At 53.0% G+C, this 15,125-nt stretch carries 15 protein-coding genes; 10 read left to right on the top strand and 5 right to left on the bottom strand.

The genetic code is table 11. The annotated features are described in order from the left end of the window. Positions 1 to 19 precede the first annotated feature (19 nt). The 3 genes from EXW94_RS16195 (at position 20) to rna (ending at position 3,802) form a co-directional block, all read left to right on the top strand. A protein-coding gene (locus EXW94_RS16195) for an IS5 family transposase (protein ID WP_174339605.1) occupies positions 20 to 825 on the top strand; the annotation gives its coding sequence in 2 pieces (ribosomal slippage) (positions 20 to 370 and positions 373 to 825; 804 coding nt in all). 705 nt (positions 826 to 1,530) lie between these two features. Continuing rightward, on the top strand, positions 1,531 to 2,898 hold the full coding sequence (dcuC, locus tag EXW94_RS16190; RefSeq protein ID WP_089598881.1) for an anaerobic C4-dicarboxylate transporter DcuC: 1,368 nt from the start codon (positions 1,531 to 1,533) through the stop codon (positions 2,896 to 2,898). Positions 2,899 to 3,028: 130 nt separating this feature from the next. Next, entirely contained in the window at positions 3,029 to 3,802 is a 774-nt protein-coding gene (rna, locus tag EXW94_RS16185; RefSeq protein ID WP_371317572.1) for a ribonuclease I, read from the top strand. Here the strand turns inward: rna and EXW94_RS16180 are convergent. Then, complete coding sequence (locus tag EXW94_RS16180) at positions 3,796 to 4,413, bottom strand: flavin reductase family protein (RefSeq protein WP_148401331.1); 618 nt, start codon at positions 4,411 to 4,413, stop codon at positions 3,796 to 3,798. The genes rna and EXW94_RS16180 overlap by 7 nt on opposite strands. 249 nt (positions 4,414 to 4,662) lie before the next feature. Between EXW94_RS16180 and rnk the strand changes: the two genes are divergently transcribed. Both rnk and yldA read left to right on the top strand, forming a co-directional pair. Further along, a complete protein-coding gene (gene rnk / locus EXW94_RS16175) occupies positions 4,663 to 5,073 on the top strand; it encodes a nucleoside diphosphate kinase regulator (protein WP_010428502.1) in 411 nt (136 codons plus the stop codon). Positions 5,074 to 5,201: 128 nt separating this feature from the next. Continuing rightward, entirely contained in the window at positions 5,202 to 5,291 is a 90-nt protein-coding gene (gene yldA / locus EXW94_RS28475) for a small membrane protein YldA (protein WP_283095801.1), read from the top strand. Positions 5,292 to 5,301: 10 nt separating this feature from the next. Here yldA and EXW94_RS16170 read toward each other — a convergent pair whose 3' ends face one another. Continuing rightward, on the bottom strand, positions 5,302 to 6,540 hold the full coding sequence (locus tag EXW94_RS16170; RefSeq protein WP_148401332.1) for a zinc-dependent alcohol dehydrogenase: 1,239 nt from the start codon (positions 6,538 to 6,540) through the stop codon (positions 5,302 to 5,304). A gap of 181 nt (positions 6,541 to 6,721) precedes the next feature. Here EXW94_RS16170 and uspG point away from each other — a divergent pair, with 181 nt between their 5' ends. Then, positions 6,722 to 7,150 (top strand): universal stress protein UspG, encoded by a 429-nt coding sequence (uspG, locus tag EXW94_RS16165; protein ID WP_174340549.1) that lies wholly within the window; start codon positions 6,722 to 6,724, stop codon positions 7,148 to 7,150. Positions 7,151 to 7,213: 63 nt separating this feature from the next. On the opposite strand, the gene ahpF is transcribed toward uspG, so the two are convergent. Next, on the bottom strand, positions 7,214 to 8,779 hold the full coding sequence (gene ahpF / locus EXW94_RS16160; protein WP_089598876.1) for an alkyl hydroperoxide reductase subunit F: 1,566 nt from the start codon (positions 8,777 to 8,779) through the stop codon (positions 7,214 to 7,216). A 187-nt stretch (positions 8,780 to 8,966) separates the two neighbouring features. Next, positions 8,967 to 9,530: an alkyl hydroperoxide reductase subunit C gene (ahpC, locus tag EXW94_RS16155; RefSeq protein WP_008501015.1), complete on the bottom strand. Its 564-nt coding sequence runs from the start codon at positions 9,528 to 9,530 to the stop codon at positions 8,967 to 8,969. Positions 9,531 to 10,153: 623 nt separating this feature from the next. Between ahpC and EXW94_RS16150 the strand changes: the two genes are divergently transcribed. The 4 genes from EXW94_RS16150 to EXW94_RS16135 all read left to right on the top strand — a co-directional run bounded on the left by EXW94_RS16150 (position 10,154) and on the right by EXW94_RS16135 (position 13,911). Further along, positions 10,154 to 11,074 (top strand): LysR family transcriptional regulator, encoded by a 921-nt coding sequence (locus EXW94_RS16150; RefSeq protein ID WP_108415845.1) that lies wholly within the window; start codon positions 10,154 to 10,156, stop codon positions 11,072 to 11,074. A gap of 60 nt (positions 11,075 to 11,134) precedes the next feature. Further along, a protein-coding gene (locus tag EXW94_RS16145; RefSeq protein ID WP_174339605.1) for an IS5 family transposase occupies positions 11,135 to 11,940 on the top strand; the annotation gives its coding sequence in 2 pieces (ribosomal slippage) (positions 11,135 to 11,485 and positions 11,488 to 11,940; 804 coding nt in all). 136 nt (positions 11,941 to 12,076) lie between these two features. Beyond that, positions 12,077 to 13,300 carry a phosphoadenosine phosphosulfate reductase gene (locus EXW94_RS16140; protein ID WP_174340548.1) on the top strand — a complete coding sequence of 408 codons (1,224 nt, stop codon included), beginning with the start codon at positions 12,077 to 12,079 and terminating at the stop codon, positions 13,298 to 13,300. After that, positions 13,285 to 13,911 carry a ParB/RepB/Spo0J family partition protein gene (locus EXW94_RS16135; protein WP_174340547.1) on the top strand — a complete coding sequence of 209 codons (627 nt, stop codon included), beginning with the start codon at positions 13,285 to 13,287 and terminating at the stop codon, positions 13,909 to 13,911. Before EXW94_RS16140 ends, EXW94_RS16135 begins: the two co-directional genes overlap by 16 nt. Here the strand turns inward: EXW94_RS16135 and EXW94_RS16130 are convergent, their stop codons facing one another. After that, a complete protein-coding gene (locus EXW94_RS16130; protein WP_174340546.1) occupies positions 13,912 to 15,072 on the bottom strand; it encodes a pyridoxal phosphate-dependent aminotransferase in 1,161 nt (386 codons plus the stop codon). Positions 15,073 to 15,125 lie beyond the last annotated feature (53 nt).

Raw genomic sequence — 15,125 nt, 5'->3', positions numbered from 1 at the left:
AATTTCTGAAGGTGAAAAGATGACAGGCAGCAAATGGCGGATCAGCGATGAACTTTGGGAAAAAATGGCACCGCTTATCCCTGAGCACAAAACCTGCCATCCACTCGGTACGCACCGGAAACGCGTTGATAACCGCGCTGCCATGGACGCCATATTCTTCGTCCTCAGGACCGGTTGCCAGTGGAACGCCCTGAACGCCACCGGGATATGTTCATCGAGTTCTGCACACCGGCGCTTTCAGGAATGGCGCGATGCCGGAGTCTTCGAGCGCTTCTGGCAGAACGGTTTGCTTGCCTGCGGGCATCTGGACAGCATTGACTGGTCCTGGCTGTCAATGGACGGCTGTATCACCAAATCGCCGCTGTCAGGAACAAAAAAACAGGCCGTAACCCCACTGACAGAGGGAAACAAGGCGTAAAGCGCAGCCTTTTGACGGACGCCTGCGGGCTTCCTCTGTCGCTGGTTGTCTCAGCAGCGAACACGCACGACATCAAACTGGTTGCGGATACGCTCGATGCCCTTCAGACGGGTCGTCCGGGGCAAAAACTCAGACTCTGCCTGGACAAAGGTTACGATGCAGGCTGGCTGAAAACATATCTGCAGAGCCGCCGCTACGAGCCGCATATCCAGTCCCGTAAAGAAGAGTCAGATGCCAGTAAAAACACGGACTTCAAAGCCCATCGCTGGGTTGTCGAAAGAACTCATAGCTGGATGAATCGCTTTCGCCGGGTTCTGACACGATGGGAAAAGAAGACTGAAAATTACGAGGCCATGTTGCATTTTGCCTGTGGTCTTATTGTCTGGAATAAAGTCCTATTGAGATAGGCTCTTAGTATTCAAGGCAAAGTTTACCATAGAATAGTTGAATGAATCCTTAACAACATCAGCGTTATTCCTAATTAATGGCCCTAAATCCGAGAATATTCTTAGAAAAAGGATGAGAAGATGCTCTCCAGCCCTGCCGGGCTCTGCCGCCGCCCTCAGCACTCGTCAGTAAGCCCGCCAGCCGTTCTCACCTTTGTCCATATTCGTAGCACTTCTACCTCATAACTACTATATTCAGCCACAAAACCTGAAGGCCAATGACGCTATATTAAAGACAATTAATTCGCACAATAAAATATAACTTTCAATACAACCCACAAAGTCTTTTTAAATTTACATTGTATGTGAAAGATATTTATACGTTGCGCCAAAATAATAATATACCCGGAGAAGAATAAAGGATTTTGAACCAAACGCATCATATGGCTTATGGGAAAAGGCTGCCAGGTGCACAGAAGAGACAGGCTTCAGCGCCCCGCACGTTCCCGACCTGCCGTGCGCTAAATGACATATAATGGTGTATCCGGCGGTCAATACCCATATGACATAAATGCCGGAGTGATGGCAAAAATAGCGTCAATGCCTTCTTTAGTAGTCTTTTTATTGATTTTAATCAGCAAGGACTGAGCAATAATTCGGCACATTCTCATCCTTCTTTTTTATTGATTATTTGTGCTCTCGGGTAGCAAGGAGACAGGGGAAATCATGCTTACGTTTATCGAACTCCTTATCGGAGTCGTCGTCATTGTCGGTGTAGCTCGCTACATCATTAAAGGGTACTCAGCCACAGGCGTGTTATTTGTCGGCGGCTTAACCCTGCTGATTGTTAGCGCGCTAATGGGTCATCAGGTGTTACCTGCCAGCGCAGCCAGCACCGGCTACACGGCCACCGACATTGTTGAATATATAAAAATTCTGCTCATGAGCCGCGGTGGCGACCTGGGCATGATGATTATGATGCTGTGCGGTTTTGCCGCCTATATGACCCATATCGGCGCAAACGATATGGTGGTCAAACTGGCGTCGAAACCACTGCAGTACATCAACTCCCCCTATTTGCTTATGGTCGCGGCCTATTTCCTCGCCTGCCTGATGTCCCTTGCGGTGTCGTCTGCAACCGGCCTTGGCGTACTGTTAATGGCAACCCTGTTCCCGGTTATGGTCAACGTCGGTATCAGCCGTGGCGCGGCCGCGGCAATTTGTGCCTCTCCAGCAGCCATTATTCTCTCCCCAACCTCCGGCGACGTTGTGCTGGCGGCAAAGGCGGCGGAGATGTCACTCATCGATTTCGCCTTTAAGACCACGCTGCCCATCTCCATTGTTGCCATCGTGGGTATGGGCATCGCCCACTTCTTCTGGCAGCGCTATCTCGATAAGAAAGAGAACATCAGCCATGAAATGCTGGACGTGAGTGAAATCACCACCACTGCGCCCGCGTTTTACGCCATTCTGCCGTTCACCCCGATTATCGGGGTACTGATTTTTGACGGCAAATGGGGTCCACAGCTGCACATCATCACCATTCTGGTAATCTGTATGCTGCTGGCTGCCTTGCTGGAATTTGTGCGCGGCTTCAACACGCAGAAGGTGTTCTCAGGACTGGAAGTGGCCTATCGCGGGATGGCGGATGCGTTTGCTGGCGTCGTGATGCTGCTGGTTGCCGCGGGCGTGTTTGCCCAGGGTCTCAGCACCATCGGCTTTATTCAGAGCCTGATCTCCATCGCCACCTCGTTCGGCTCTGCCAGCATTATCCTGATGCTGGTCCTGGTGATCCTCACCATGCTGGCGGCAATGACCACGGGTTCCGGTAACGCACCGTTTTACGCCTTCGTTGAGATGATCCCGAAACTGGCTCACTCCTCTGGCATTAACCCGGCTTACCTTTCCATCCCGATGCTTCAGGCCTCAAACCTGGGCCGTACCATCTCTCCGGTATCGGGTGTGGTGGTTGCCGTCGCCGGTATGGCAAAAATCTCGCCGTTTGAGGTCGTGAAACGGACGTCAGTACCCGTGCTGGTTGGCCTGATCATCGTGATCATCGCCACTGAAGTGCTGGTTCCCGGCGCCGCCTAAGCGAAATTCCTGATAACCAAAAAGCGCCTGCGGGCGCTTTTTGTGCTTTAATAATTTCCAGAAATTAATTGCACTCAATCGATCAGGAAATCAAATGTTCAGTAAGGATATCGCTATCCCCTCTGGCGCTATGGCGCTTGCCCTTTGTGTCCTCTCCGCACAAGCAGAACCCCTCAAGGCAACGCAATATGGCGATTTCGATCGCTACGTTCTGGCGCTTTCCTGGCAAACCGGATTCTGTCAAAGCATGGTCGAACGCAATCGCAATGAACCCGATGAATGTCGCCTGCAAAAAGAGAGCGCCAGCAAAACTGATTTCCTGACCGTGCACGGCTTATGGCCTGGCCTGCCAAAATCCATCGCGTCACGCGGGGTAGATGAACGCCGCTGGATGCGCTTTGGCTGTGCCACCCGCCCCGTCCCGAACATGCCTGAAGCAAAAGCAAGCCGTAAATGTTCTGCCGCAGAAACCGGGCTGTCACTTTCAGGCGCCGCAAAGCTTAACAGCGTGATGCCCGGCGCGGGCGGGAACTCCTGCCTGGAACGTTACGAATATGCCAAACATGGCGTCTGCTTTGGTTTTGATCCCGACGCTTACTTCGGCACCATGGTGCGTTTAAATCAGGATGTTAAAACCAGCGCAGTCGGTAAATTTCTGGCGGATAACTACGGCAAGACCGTCAGCCGCCGTGACTTTGATAATGCCGTCGCGAAAAGCTGGGGCAAACAGAACGTCAAAGCCATTAAGCTTACCTGTAACGGCAATCCGGCTTATCTGACCGAGATGCAGATCTCCCTGAAAGCCGACACCATTAATGCCCCTCTCTCGTCGGCCTCTTTTGCGCCGCAACCGCATCCAGGCAACTGCGGCAAACAGTTCGTTATTGATAAAGCCGGTTACTGACCCGCGCCCGGACGTACCATATCGAACCGGTGTTCATCGCTGATGCCGTAATACGCCGTCGGCCCACCCGCACGCAGGATGGGCTGCGCTTTTGCGGTCTGATAGATCCCCTCTTCCAGCAGCGTATCAGCAATATGAATACCGACCACTTCTCCCAATACCAGCCAGGTGTCCACCGGCGTACCGTCTGCGCCGGTCAGCTGGATGCACTGCGACAGGCGGCACTCAAAATTCACCGGGCTTTCTGCCACGCGCGGCGCTTTCACCAGCTGGCTGGCGACGGGCGTGAGTCCGGCAAAGGTAAACTCATCTTCATCATGGGGGAGCATGGCCGAGGTTTTGTTCATCGCAGCAGCCAGATCGCGCGTGGCCAGGTTCCAGACAAACTCGCCCGTTTCATGAATATTGCGCACGCTGTCTTTCCAGCCGTTGCTGGAAAAACCAATGATCGGTGGCCGATAGTTGAAACAGTTAAAGAAGCTGTACGGCGCGAGGTTAAGCAGGCCGTTCGTGTCGCAGGACGAGATCCAGCCAATCGGGCGCGGGCCAATAATGGCGTTCAGCGGATCGTGCGGCAGGCCGTGACCCTGAGACGGTTGGTAGAAGTACATCGTTCTCTCTCATTTATGGGGCGCAACGCCCAGGTTCAGGAGACTCAGCGTAACGTATTCCGCCCGGAATGAAGACTGAATAAATTTCAGCGAAAATTCATATGGACCATGAATGTGACCTTCATCACTTCAAACTTGCACGCTCAGCCAGTATCATCGGGAGAGTTAAACCCTCGCTGCCAGACGGCGAGGGTTTTCTTTTGGATTGGTTTCTGCGTTACACGCAGTATTAACGACATGGAGTAAAAAATGTCCAGACCCACAATTATCATTAATGAGCTCGACGCAGAACGTATTGACCGTCTTCTGGAGAAACCCGAATTCGCTTCTCTCCCGGTAGCCGATGCGCTGAACGAGGAGCTTGACCGGGCGCAGATGTGCACGCCTGAGACCATGCCTCAGGATGTGGTTACCATGAACAGCCAGGTGAAATTTCGTAACCTGACGACGGGCGAAGAGTTGACCCGCACGCTGGTCTATCCGACGCAAATGACCGACAGCAGCACACAGCTTTCCGTACTGGCACCTGTGGGTGCGGCCCTGCTTGGGTTGCGCACAGGTGATACCATTCACTGGGAACTACCGGGTGGCGCGTCGACGCATCTGGAAGTGCTTGAGCTGCTCTACCAGCCAGAAGCCGCAGGCGATTACCTCCGTTAATCCCGCGCTTTCCGCCCTGCAAAGAGGATGCTCTTGCATCCTCTTTTCGTCATTTCACCCGATTGTCCTATATCGCTCAAAATCACCTTAATCCACGCTTAATCTGTTTTGTTGCCGCGGGGACGGTTATGAGTGAGATACTGGCTATCACACTTATTTTTCTCATTTTTTTGGCGATTATCGTCATGGCCGTGCTGTATCTTGAGCGCCACTGGTAAACGACTACGCTCACACTACCCCGCCGGGGAAAGCGTTAACCAGCCCCTTAACCTGCTGCTCCGCCGCCTCGGGGCTTTCCGCGCCGGGAACCAGAATGACTTTGCGACATGCCTCTTCCCGTTTCTCAAAAATCTTGTACGCACGTTCAGCGTCGGCCAGAGGCAAATAATGCGTGACGATCTCCTCCGGCGTCAGCAGCCCTTTTTCAATCAGCGGCAGCAGTTCGCCCAGCCAGGCATGAACGTGTGTCTGCCCCATCTTAAAGCTGATCCCTTTATCAAATGCGTCGCCAAATAAGAACCCATGAATAAACCCGGCATAGACGCCCGGCACGCTCACCACCCCGCCACGTCGTACGGCCGCGATACACTGGCGTAGCGCTTTGCCGCTGCTTCCTTCAATCTTGAGATTACTGAGGAGGGTTTCCGTGGTGCTGCCCTTGGCTTCAAACCCGACCGCGTCAATCACCGCATCCACGCCGCGCTGCCCCGCCGTCTGCTCAATGATTTTTTCCGCCGCGTCGTTATCATCATCAAAGTTTATGGGAATGGCACCGTAACGTTCCTGAGCAAACTGCAGCCGGTACGGATGATGGTCAATGACAAAGATCTGTTCAGCCCCTAACAGTCGCGCGCAGGCGATGGTCAGTAAACCGACTGGCCCCGCGCCGAAAACTGCCACGCTCGAGCCTTTTGTAATCTGCGCGTTTTTTGCTGCCTGCCAGGCTGTGGGTAAAATATCCGAGAGGAACAGCGCTTTGTCATCTGACAACAGTTGCGGCACCTTGAACGGTCCGACATTGCCTTTCGGCACGCGAACGTATTCCGCCTGTCCTCCCGGCACGCCGCCGTAAAGGTGGCTGTAACCAAACAGTGCGGCAGGGGCAGGTATTTGCTTTTTGTTCAGCGCCGCGCCCTGCCCGGCGTTGGTTTTCTCGCAGGCCGCATACTGTTGCAGACGGCAAAAAAAGCAGTCGCCACAGGCAATCACGAAGGGGATCACGACCCGCTCACCCTTCTGCACGTTCTTCACATCCCTGCCGGTTTCGACCACTTCACCCATAAACTCATGACCAAAAATGTCGCCATGCTCGACCTTCGGGATCTTACCGCGGTAGAGATGCAGATCGGATCCACAAATCGCCGTCGCCGTGACGCGCAGGATGATATCGTCAGGTTGTTCAATGACGGGATCGGGAACATTATCCACGCGAACATGGTGTGGACCGTGGTACGTGAGTGCTTTCATGCGACCTCCGAAAGGATGTGAGTAAGCTTCTAAAAGGGTAGCGTCCTCTGAAGGTCAGCCATGAAATCAGGCCGTTTTGAGATTTATCCTGGCGGAATAGAAAAGTGCTGTTCAGATTACAGAAAGCGATAATATTTTATGTTTGAATGAATTCAGCGTTTATAAACAAGGAGAAACGGGTATGTATCAGACAATCATTATGCCGGTTGATGTTTTTGAGATGGAGCTGAGCGACAAGGCCGTTCGCCACGCGGAGTTCCTTGCGCAGCAGGACGGCATTATTCATCTTCTTCATGTATTACCGGGTTCGGCCAGCCTGAGCCTGCATCGTTTTGCCGCCGACGTGCGCCGCTTCGAAGAGCACCTTCAGCACGAAGCCGAAACCCGACTGCAAACCATGGCTGAGCACTTCAGCATTGACCCATCGCGCATCAAAACCCACGTCCGTTTTGGCAGCGTGCGTGATGCCGTAAACGAACTGGCCGGTGAGTTGAAAGCCGACGTGGTGGTGATTGGCTCGCGTAATCCGTCGATCACCACTCACCTGCTGGGCTCTAACGCCTCCAGCGTGATCCGCCACACCCACATTCCGGTGATGGTGGTTCGGTAAAAAAAACAGAGGCCACCTTTCGGTGGCCTCTTGCTATTGCAGGTGTTGTCTTACTTTCTTTTATTATGCGGTTTTGGTGCGAATCAGATAGTCAAACGAACTCAGAGACGCCTTCGCACCTTCGCCGGTAGCGATGATAATCTGCTTATACGGCACGGTGGTACAGTCGCCCGCCGCAAACACGCCTTTCACGCTGGTTTCACACTTCGCATCAATGATGATTTCGCCCATGCGATTGCGCTCAATCGCGCCTTCCAGCCAGGTGGTGTTTGGCAACAGACCAATCTGCACGAAGATGCCTGACAGCGCCACGCTGTGAACATCGCCGCTCACGCGGTCGCGGTATTCCAGCCCCGTCACTTTACTGCCGTCGCCCTTCACTTCCGTGGTCTGCGCGTTCAGCACGATGTCGACGTTTTTCAGGCTGCGTACTTTGTCCTGCAGCACCTGATCGGCCTTCATCTCCGGGGCAAATTCCAGCAGGGTCACGTGTTCAACGATACCCGCCAGGTCGATTGCCGCTTCCACACCGGAGTTACCGCCGCCGATCACCGCCACGCGCTTGCCTTTGAACAGCGGGCCGTCGCAGTGCGGGCAGTAGGTCACGCCTTTGGTGCGGTACTGATCTTCGCCCGGGACGTTCATGTTGCGCCATTTCGCGCCGGTGGCAATGATAATGCTGCGCGCTTTCAGCACTGCGCCGGACGCGGTTTCAATCTGGTGTAAACCACCTTCAACCGCAGCAGGAACCAGCTTGCTGGCGCTCTGGCTGTCGATCACGTCCACGTCGTAGTCGCTGACGTGCGCCTTCAGTGCGCCTGCCAGTTTCTGACCTTCCGTTTTTGGCACGGAAATGTAGTTTTCGATATCCACGGTATCTAGCACCTGACCGCCAAAACGTTCGCCCATCAGGCCGGTGCGGATCCCTTTACGTGCGGAGTAAACCGCCGCCGCTGCGCCCGCCGGGCCGGAACCGACGATCAGCACGTCGTAGGCATCGCGTTTGTTCAGCTCTTCTGCCGCACGTTTTTCTGCGCCGGTGTCCACTTTGGCCACGATTTCCGTCAGGGTCATACGGCCCTGGCCAAACTCCTGACCGTTCATGTAGACCGCCGGAACGCCCATCACGTTGCGATCGGTGATTTCATTCTGGAAGGTACCGCCGTCAATCGCCGTGTGCTTAATGCGCGGGTTCAGAACTGACATCAGGTTCAGCGCCTGCACCACGTCCGGGCAGTTGTGGCAGGAGAGCGAGTAATAGGTTTCAAACTCGAAATCACCGTCGATATCGCGGATCTGCTCCAGCAGCGCCTGCGCTTCTTTTGACGGATGACCACCGGTCCACAGCAGCGCCAGCACCAGTGAGGTAAATTCGTGACCCAGCGGAGATCCGGCAAAGCGCGGTCCCTGGTCAGAGCCTGGGTTGGTAATCAGGAAAGAGGGCTTACGAACGGCCAGCGCGTTGTCTTCTTTGAAAGTTACTTTCGGCGACAGTTCGGCGATCTCCGCCAGCAGTTCCTTGATCTCTGCCGATTTGGCGCTGTCATCCAGCGTGGCAATCAGCTCAACGGGTTTGGTCAGTTTCTCAAGGTAGGCCTTGAGCTGGGTTTTCATGTTTGTGTCGAGCATTGTTCTTCCCTCTCTTAAGACGTCATCATGCAAGCTGCCTTATACGGGCGGCCTGAATGCAGCTTGCATCATGGTGCTGGAATGAAATGGGCGCGGGGGCGCCCATTGATTGCCGGGTGGCACTTCGTTTACCCGGCCTACGATACTGTAGGCCTGTGCAAGCGCAGCGCCGCCAGGCTTTACAGACTTAGATTTTGCCGACCAGGTCCAGGGATGGAGCCAGCGTCGCTTCGCCTTCTTTCCATTTCGCCGGGCACACTTCGCCTGGGTGAGAAGCCACGTACTGAGCAGCTTTCACTTTACGCAGCAGGTCAGAAGCATCACGGCCGATACCTTCAGCGGTAACTTCGATAGCCTGGATAATGCCCTGCGGGTCAACAACGAAGGTGGCACGGTCAGCCAGGCCTTCATCTTCACGCATGTTGTCGAAGTTACGGGTCAGGGCGCCAGTCGGGTCGCCGATCATCGCGTATTTGATTTTCGCGATGGTTTCAGAGCTGCTGTGCCATGCTTTGTGGGTGAAGTGGGTATCGGTAGACACTGAGTAAACGTCTACGCCCAGCTTCTGCAGTTCGTCGTAATGGTCCGCTACGTCACCCAGTTCAGTCGGGCAAACGAAGGTAAAGTCAGCCGGATAGAAGAAGAAGACGCTCCAGCGGCCTTCGGTATCTTTCTCGGTAACTTCGATGAACTCACCGTTTTTGAACGCCTGGTTTTTGAAAGGTTTAATTTTGGTATTAATCAAAGACATCTGTACTTCCTCCGTGTTTTCGTTGAGATGTAAGGTAACCAACTTTATTCATCGGGGCTAATGCGTATGCTTTATCAAATCAATCAGCCAAACCTTACAACCTCGACAAGACAACAAGGTGAACCTTTTACAGGAAAGCCTGAAAGTAAAAAGGCCGCCTCAACGGGCGGCCCTGATACCTGAATTCCCCGCAGGTACATTCAGTGCCAGCCGAAACTGGCGTTGCGTTGCGCTCTACAACCTAGAGTATCAAGGCGGTAACAGCGCTTTGATTACACCATCCGTCCCGGCGTTGAGCAATCCATAAGAGTGACATTCCTGCCTATGACTGTGATAGGCAAAATCGAAAATAATTTCGGAAGGTTATAGATTTAATTTTATTATGAATTTCCCGCCATATATAAATGTCGCTTGTCATTCAAAAAAGCCAATCAGACTTTAAAGATAAAATTATCTTAATCGCTCTTGAAGTTCTATTTCATTAATCTGACGCCGTGATATATTAAGATGATTTTAAAATAAAATTAAGTCAGTGAACCACAAAGATTGTAAATGGTTAACTTCAATCTATAGTTATCAGTAATGTGATAACTTCAGCAAACCCGGCATCCGCAGGACTAAAAATGGCAAATCTCTATGAGCTTAAAAAATTCGATCTCAATCTGTTAGTCATTTTCGAATGTATTTACCAACATCTCAGTATCAGTAAGGCCGCCGAGACGCTCTATATCACGCCTTCTGCCGTGAGCCAATCGCTGCAACGCCTGCGCAACCAGCTCAATGACCCCCTTTTTATCCGTTCCGGTAAGGGGATTACACCGACCACGGTAGGCATCAACCTGCACCACCATCTTGAACAGAATCTCAACCAGATTGAGCAAACGATCAACCTGATGCATCACTCTGGGGTCAAGAAAAACTTCGTCATTTACTGCTCTCAAATGGTGTCGCCCGGTTATATGCTCGAACCGATGAAGCTGTTAATGTCTGAGGAAGATTACGAGGTAGAACAACGTGATATGCTTATCTCTCCGGAATCAGCGGAGGACCTGCTTGCGTACCGTAAAGCGGACCTGATCTTTACGATTGCACCGGTGAAAAACCACTCTGTTGTGTGTACCCTCTTTACGACGGTGCCTATCGTGCTGATCTGCCGAGAAGACCATCCGAGGATCGGCGAGCAGGCCAGTACCGAGGCGTTATACCGCGAGAAGTACACCTTTTATCGGAGTGCTCACCCGGGCGTTAAAGAGTTTCAGAATCGCGCCAATGGGGTTTTCCCGGAACGAAACATTGCTTTTCGCACGGACTCCGTCAGTTCGCTTATCTCCATGGTTAGCTCATCCGAGCTCTTAGGCTTCATTCCCGTATCCATCTATGAAACATATAAAGAGGCGTTGAAACTAAAAAGGGTTGAGACCCCGTTTACACTGCCCGAAATACATATTTATATGCTCTACAGTCGTTCATCACTGAACAGCAGCGTTTTTTCAACATTCATTGAAAAAATGCATAAGCTCTGTATTGCTGCGCCCTCTGATTAAGAACCTATCCCAGAAGGGATTGTCAGAATGTCGTAACTGATAATTTCTGAAGGTGAAAAGATGACAGGCAGCAAATGGCGGATCAGCGATGAACTTTGGGAAAAAATGGCACCGCTTATCCCTGAGCACAAAACCTGCCATCCACTCGGTACGCACCGGAAACGCGTTGATAACCGCGCTGCCATGGACGCCATATTCTTCGTCCTCAGGACCGGTTGCCAGTGGAACGCCCTGAACGCCACCGGGATATGTTCATCGAGTTCTGCACACCGGCGCTTTCAGGAATGGCGCGATGCCGGAGTCTTCGAGCGCTTCTGGCAGAACGGTTTGCTTGCCTGCGGGCATCTGGACAGCATTGACTGGTCCTGGCTGTCAATGGACGGCTGTATCACCAAATCGCCGCTGTCAGGAACAAAAAAACAGGCCGTAACCCCACTGACAGAGGGAAACAAGGCGTAAAGCGCAGCCTTTTGACGGACGCCTGCGGGCTTCCTCTGTCGCTGGTTGTCTCAGCAGCGAACACGCACGACATCAAACTGGTTGCGGATACGCTCGATGCCCTTCAGACGGGTCGTCCGGGGCAAAAACTCAGACTCTGCCTGGACAAAGGTTACGATGCAGGCTGGCTGAAAACATATCTGCAGAGCCGCCGCTACGAGCCGCATATCCAGTCCCGTAAAGAAGAGTCAGATGCCAGTAAAAACACGGACTTCAAAGCCCATCGCTGGGTTGTCGAAAGAACTCATAGCTGGATGAATCGCTTTCGCCGGGTTCTGACACGATGGGAAAAGAAGACTGAAAATTACGAGGCCATGTTGCATTTTGCCTGTGGTCTTATTGTCTGGAATAAAGTCCTATTGAGATAGGCTCTAAGAATCATTTCCAGGATGGGAAATAAAAAAATCACACATTGAAAAAATGATTTCGTGAAAGTAAGGGAAATTACTTTCATAATAAGCTTGAATTTCATTTAGGCATTTACCACGCAGGATGCGATGAACCATGTCGATCTATAAAATCCCACTACGGGAAAATGTTCTTGAAGCCGCTGTAGAACGCATAGACTGGACGCTTAACAATTTTCCAAGGGTGTGCGTCTCCTTTTCTGGCGGAAAAGATTCTACCGTGATGCTACACCTTGTCGCCCGGCAGGCACGGCGGCTAAAACGAAAAATAGATATCTTATTTTTGGACTGGGAAGCGCAGTTCTCATTAACCATTAAGCATATTGAAACAGTGCGAGCGCTTTATCAGGACGTCATTAATCAGTTCTGGTGGGTCGCGCTACCGATAACCACCCAGAACTCCCTGTCTCAGTTTCAACCTGAATGGCAATGCTGGGCGCCCGACACTCACTGGGTTCGTCAACCGCCAGAAGATGCCATTACCGATCCACACTATTTCGATTTTTATCAGCAGGGTATGACGTTCGAAGCCTTCGTCCGCGATTTTGCGGAATGGTACGCACAAAAACGCCCTGCAGCAGTCATGGTTGGGATCCGCGCCGATGAATCCTATAACCGCTTTCTGGCCATCGCTTCAGCGCGTAAACAGCGGTTCTCTGATGACAAACCCTGGACGACGGTCGCACCGGGCGGGCACGCCTGGTATATCTACCCGCTTTATGACTGGAAAACGGCCGATATCTGGACCTGGTTTGCAAAAACCGGCTGCTGCTACAACCCACTTTACGACCTGATGTACCAGGCCGGCGTGCCCCCGCGCTACATGCGTATCTGCGAACCTTTTGGTCCCGAGCAGCGTCAGGGACTCTGGCTCTACCATGTGGTCGAACCCGATCGCTGGGCCGCCATGTGCGAACGCGTCAGCGGGGTACGCAGCGGGGGAATTTACGCTGGTCACGACAACCATTTTTATGGTCACCGCAAAATACTCAAACCCGAACATCTATGCTGGCGCGAATACGCCATGCTGCTGCTCGACAGCATGCCGCAAAATACCGCTGAGCATTACCGCAATAAAATCGCGGTGTATCTTCACTGGTATCAAAAGAGAGGTATGGACGATATTCCCGACACGCAGGAAGATGACATCGGCGCAAAAGATATTCCCTCGTGGCGACGTATTTGTAAGGTTTTACTCAATAACGACTACTGGTGCCGGGCGCTCTCGTTCAGCCCAAATAAACCCAAACATTATCAGCGCTACAGCGACAGAGTGAAGGCAAAACGCAAGGAGTGGGGCATTTTATGCGACAGCGAATAATCAACGAAATAGATATCTACCTGCAGTCACTTCCCGAAGAGGATCGAATAAACGCCATTAACGCCCTGCGAGTCGCGATACACAAAAACAGCCCATTTAGCGAGCAACCTGTAGACTGCGTGCTCTGGGTGAAACAGGACGATATCACCGCCAACGACTACAACCCCAATAACGTTGCGCCACCGGAAAAACGGCTACTAAGTAAATCCCTGGAACTTGATGGATTCACGCAACCTATCGTTGTGACGCAAAATGCATCTCAGCACTACGAAATTGTCGATGGTTTTCATCGCCATGAGATTGGCACCAACCGGGCGTCGTTAAAGCGCCAGCTCAAAGGGTACTTGCCCGTCACCTGCCTGCGCGAAGATCGGCAGGACAAACATAACCGCATGGCGGCGACCATTCGCCATAACCGCGCGCGCGGACGGCACCAGATCAACGCCATGTCAGAGATTGTTCGTGAACTGGTTCAGCTTGGCTGGAACGACGAGAGGATTGGCAAGGAGCTGGGGATGGATAACGATGAAGTGTTGCGCCTCAAGCAAATCAACGGCCTGCTGGAACTCTTCGCAGACCGTCGTTACTCAGAAGCCTGGACGGTAAAATAATCAGAGCCTGTTCAGGCGCTCTGCCGCCGCCAGCAGCGTCGATTCCTGTTTCGCAAAGCAAAGGCGAATCAGCCTATGCGGGAAGGGATCGGCGCAGAACACCGACAGCGGAATGGCGGCCACGCCCACCTCTTTTGTCAGCCACTGGCAAAAGCTCACGTCGTCCAGATCGGAAATGGCGCTGTAGTCCGCCAGCAGGAAGTAAGTCCCTTCGGAAGGCAAAATCTCAAGACGGCTTTGGCTCAGCGCAGACACAAACAGATCCCGTCTTTCACGGTAGAAACGCGGCAGCTCGCGATAGTGCTCAGGTTCCGCACGCAGCATGTCCGCCAGCGCCAGCTGAGCAGGCGTATTCACGGCAAATGTCAGGTACTGGTGCACCTTGCGCAGCTCAGCGCTGATGGCGGCTGGTGCGACGCAGTAGCCCACTTTCCAGCCGGTCATGTGGTAAGTCTTACCGAATGATGAGACGGCGATAGCGCGCTCGCGAAGCTGCGGATGGGCCAGCACGCTGGCGTGCCCTTCCTCTGCAAAGCAGATGTGCTCGTAGACTTCATCGCTCAGTACGTAAATCTCACGTTCGGCAATGGCCTGCCACAGCGCGGCGAAATCGGCCTTTTGCCACACCGTCGCCGACGGGTTGTGCGGCGTATTCAGGATCACCAGACGGGTTTTATCGCTCAGCAGCGCGGCAAACGCCTGCCAGTCAGGGCGGAAATGCGGTGGCTGGAGCGCCACGCGTTTCACCACGCCGCCGGAAAGCTCGATGGCTGGCGCGTAGCTGTCGTAACTCGGGTCAAAGCAGATGACTTCATCGCCCGTCCGCACCAGCGCAGTGATGGCCGCATACAGCGCTTCGGTCGCCCCTGCCGTCACCGTAATGTCGGTGTTCGCATCGGGCTTATGGCCATACAACTCCTCCGTTTTATCCGCAATGGCTTCACGCAGCGCCTGCACGCCGGTCATCGGCGCGTACTGGTTCGCCCCCTGCGCCACGTGGTAAGCCAGACGCTCCTGCAGATAGGTCGGACCGTCGAAATCCGGGAACCCCTGCGAAAGGTTAATGGCGTTGTGCTGCTGTGCCAGGGCGCTCATCTGCGTAAAGATGGTGGTCCCGAGATTGGGAAGTTTACTCTGCGGAATCAATGCGTTATTGCTCATCGTGTCGTGCCTGCTTGTAATACTTATGTTGCTGCCACTATAACACGATGTTA

Source organism: Enterobacter sp. JMULE2, assembly GCF_013337145.1.
Lineage (GTDB): Bacteria > Pseudomonadota > Gammaproteobacteria > Enterobacterales > Enterobacteriaceae > Enterobacter > Enterobacter mori.
Note: the sequence above shows the minus strand (reverse complement) of the source record. Positions and strands in the feature narration are given on the sequence as shown.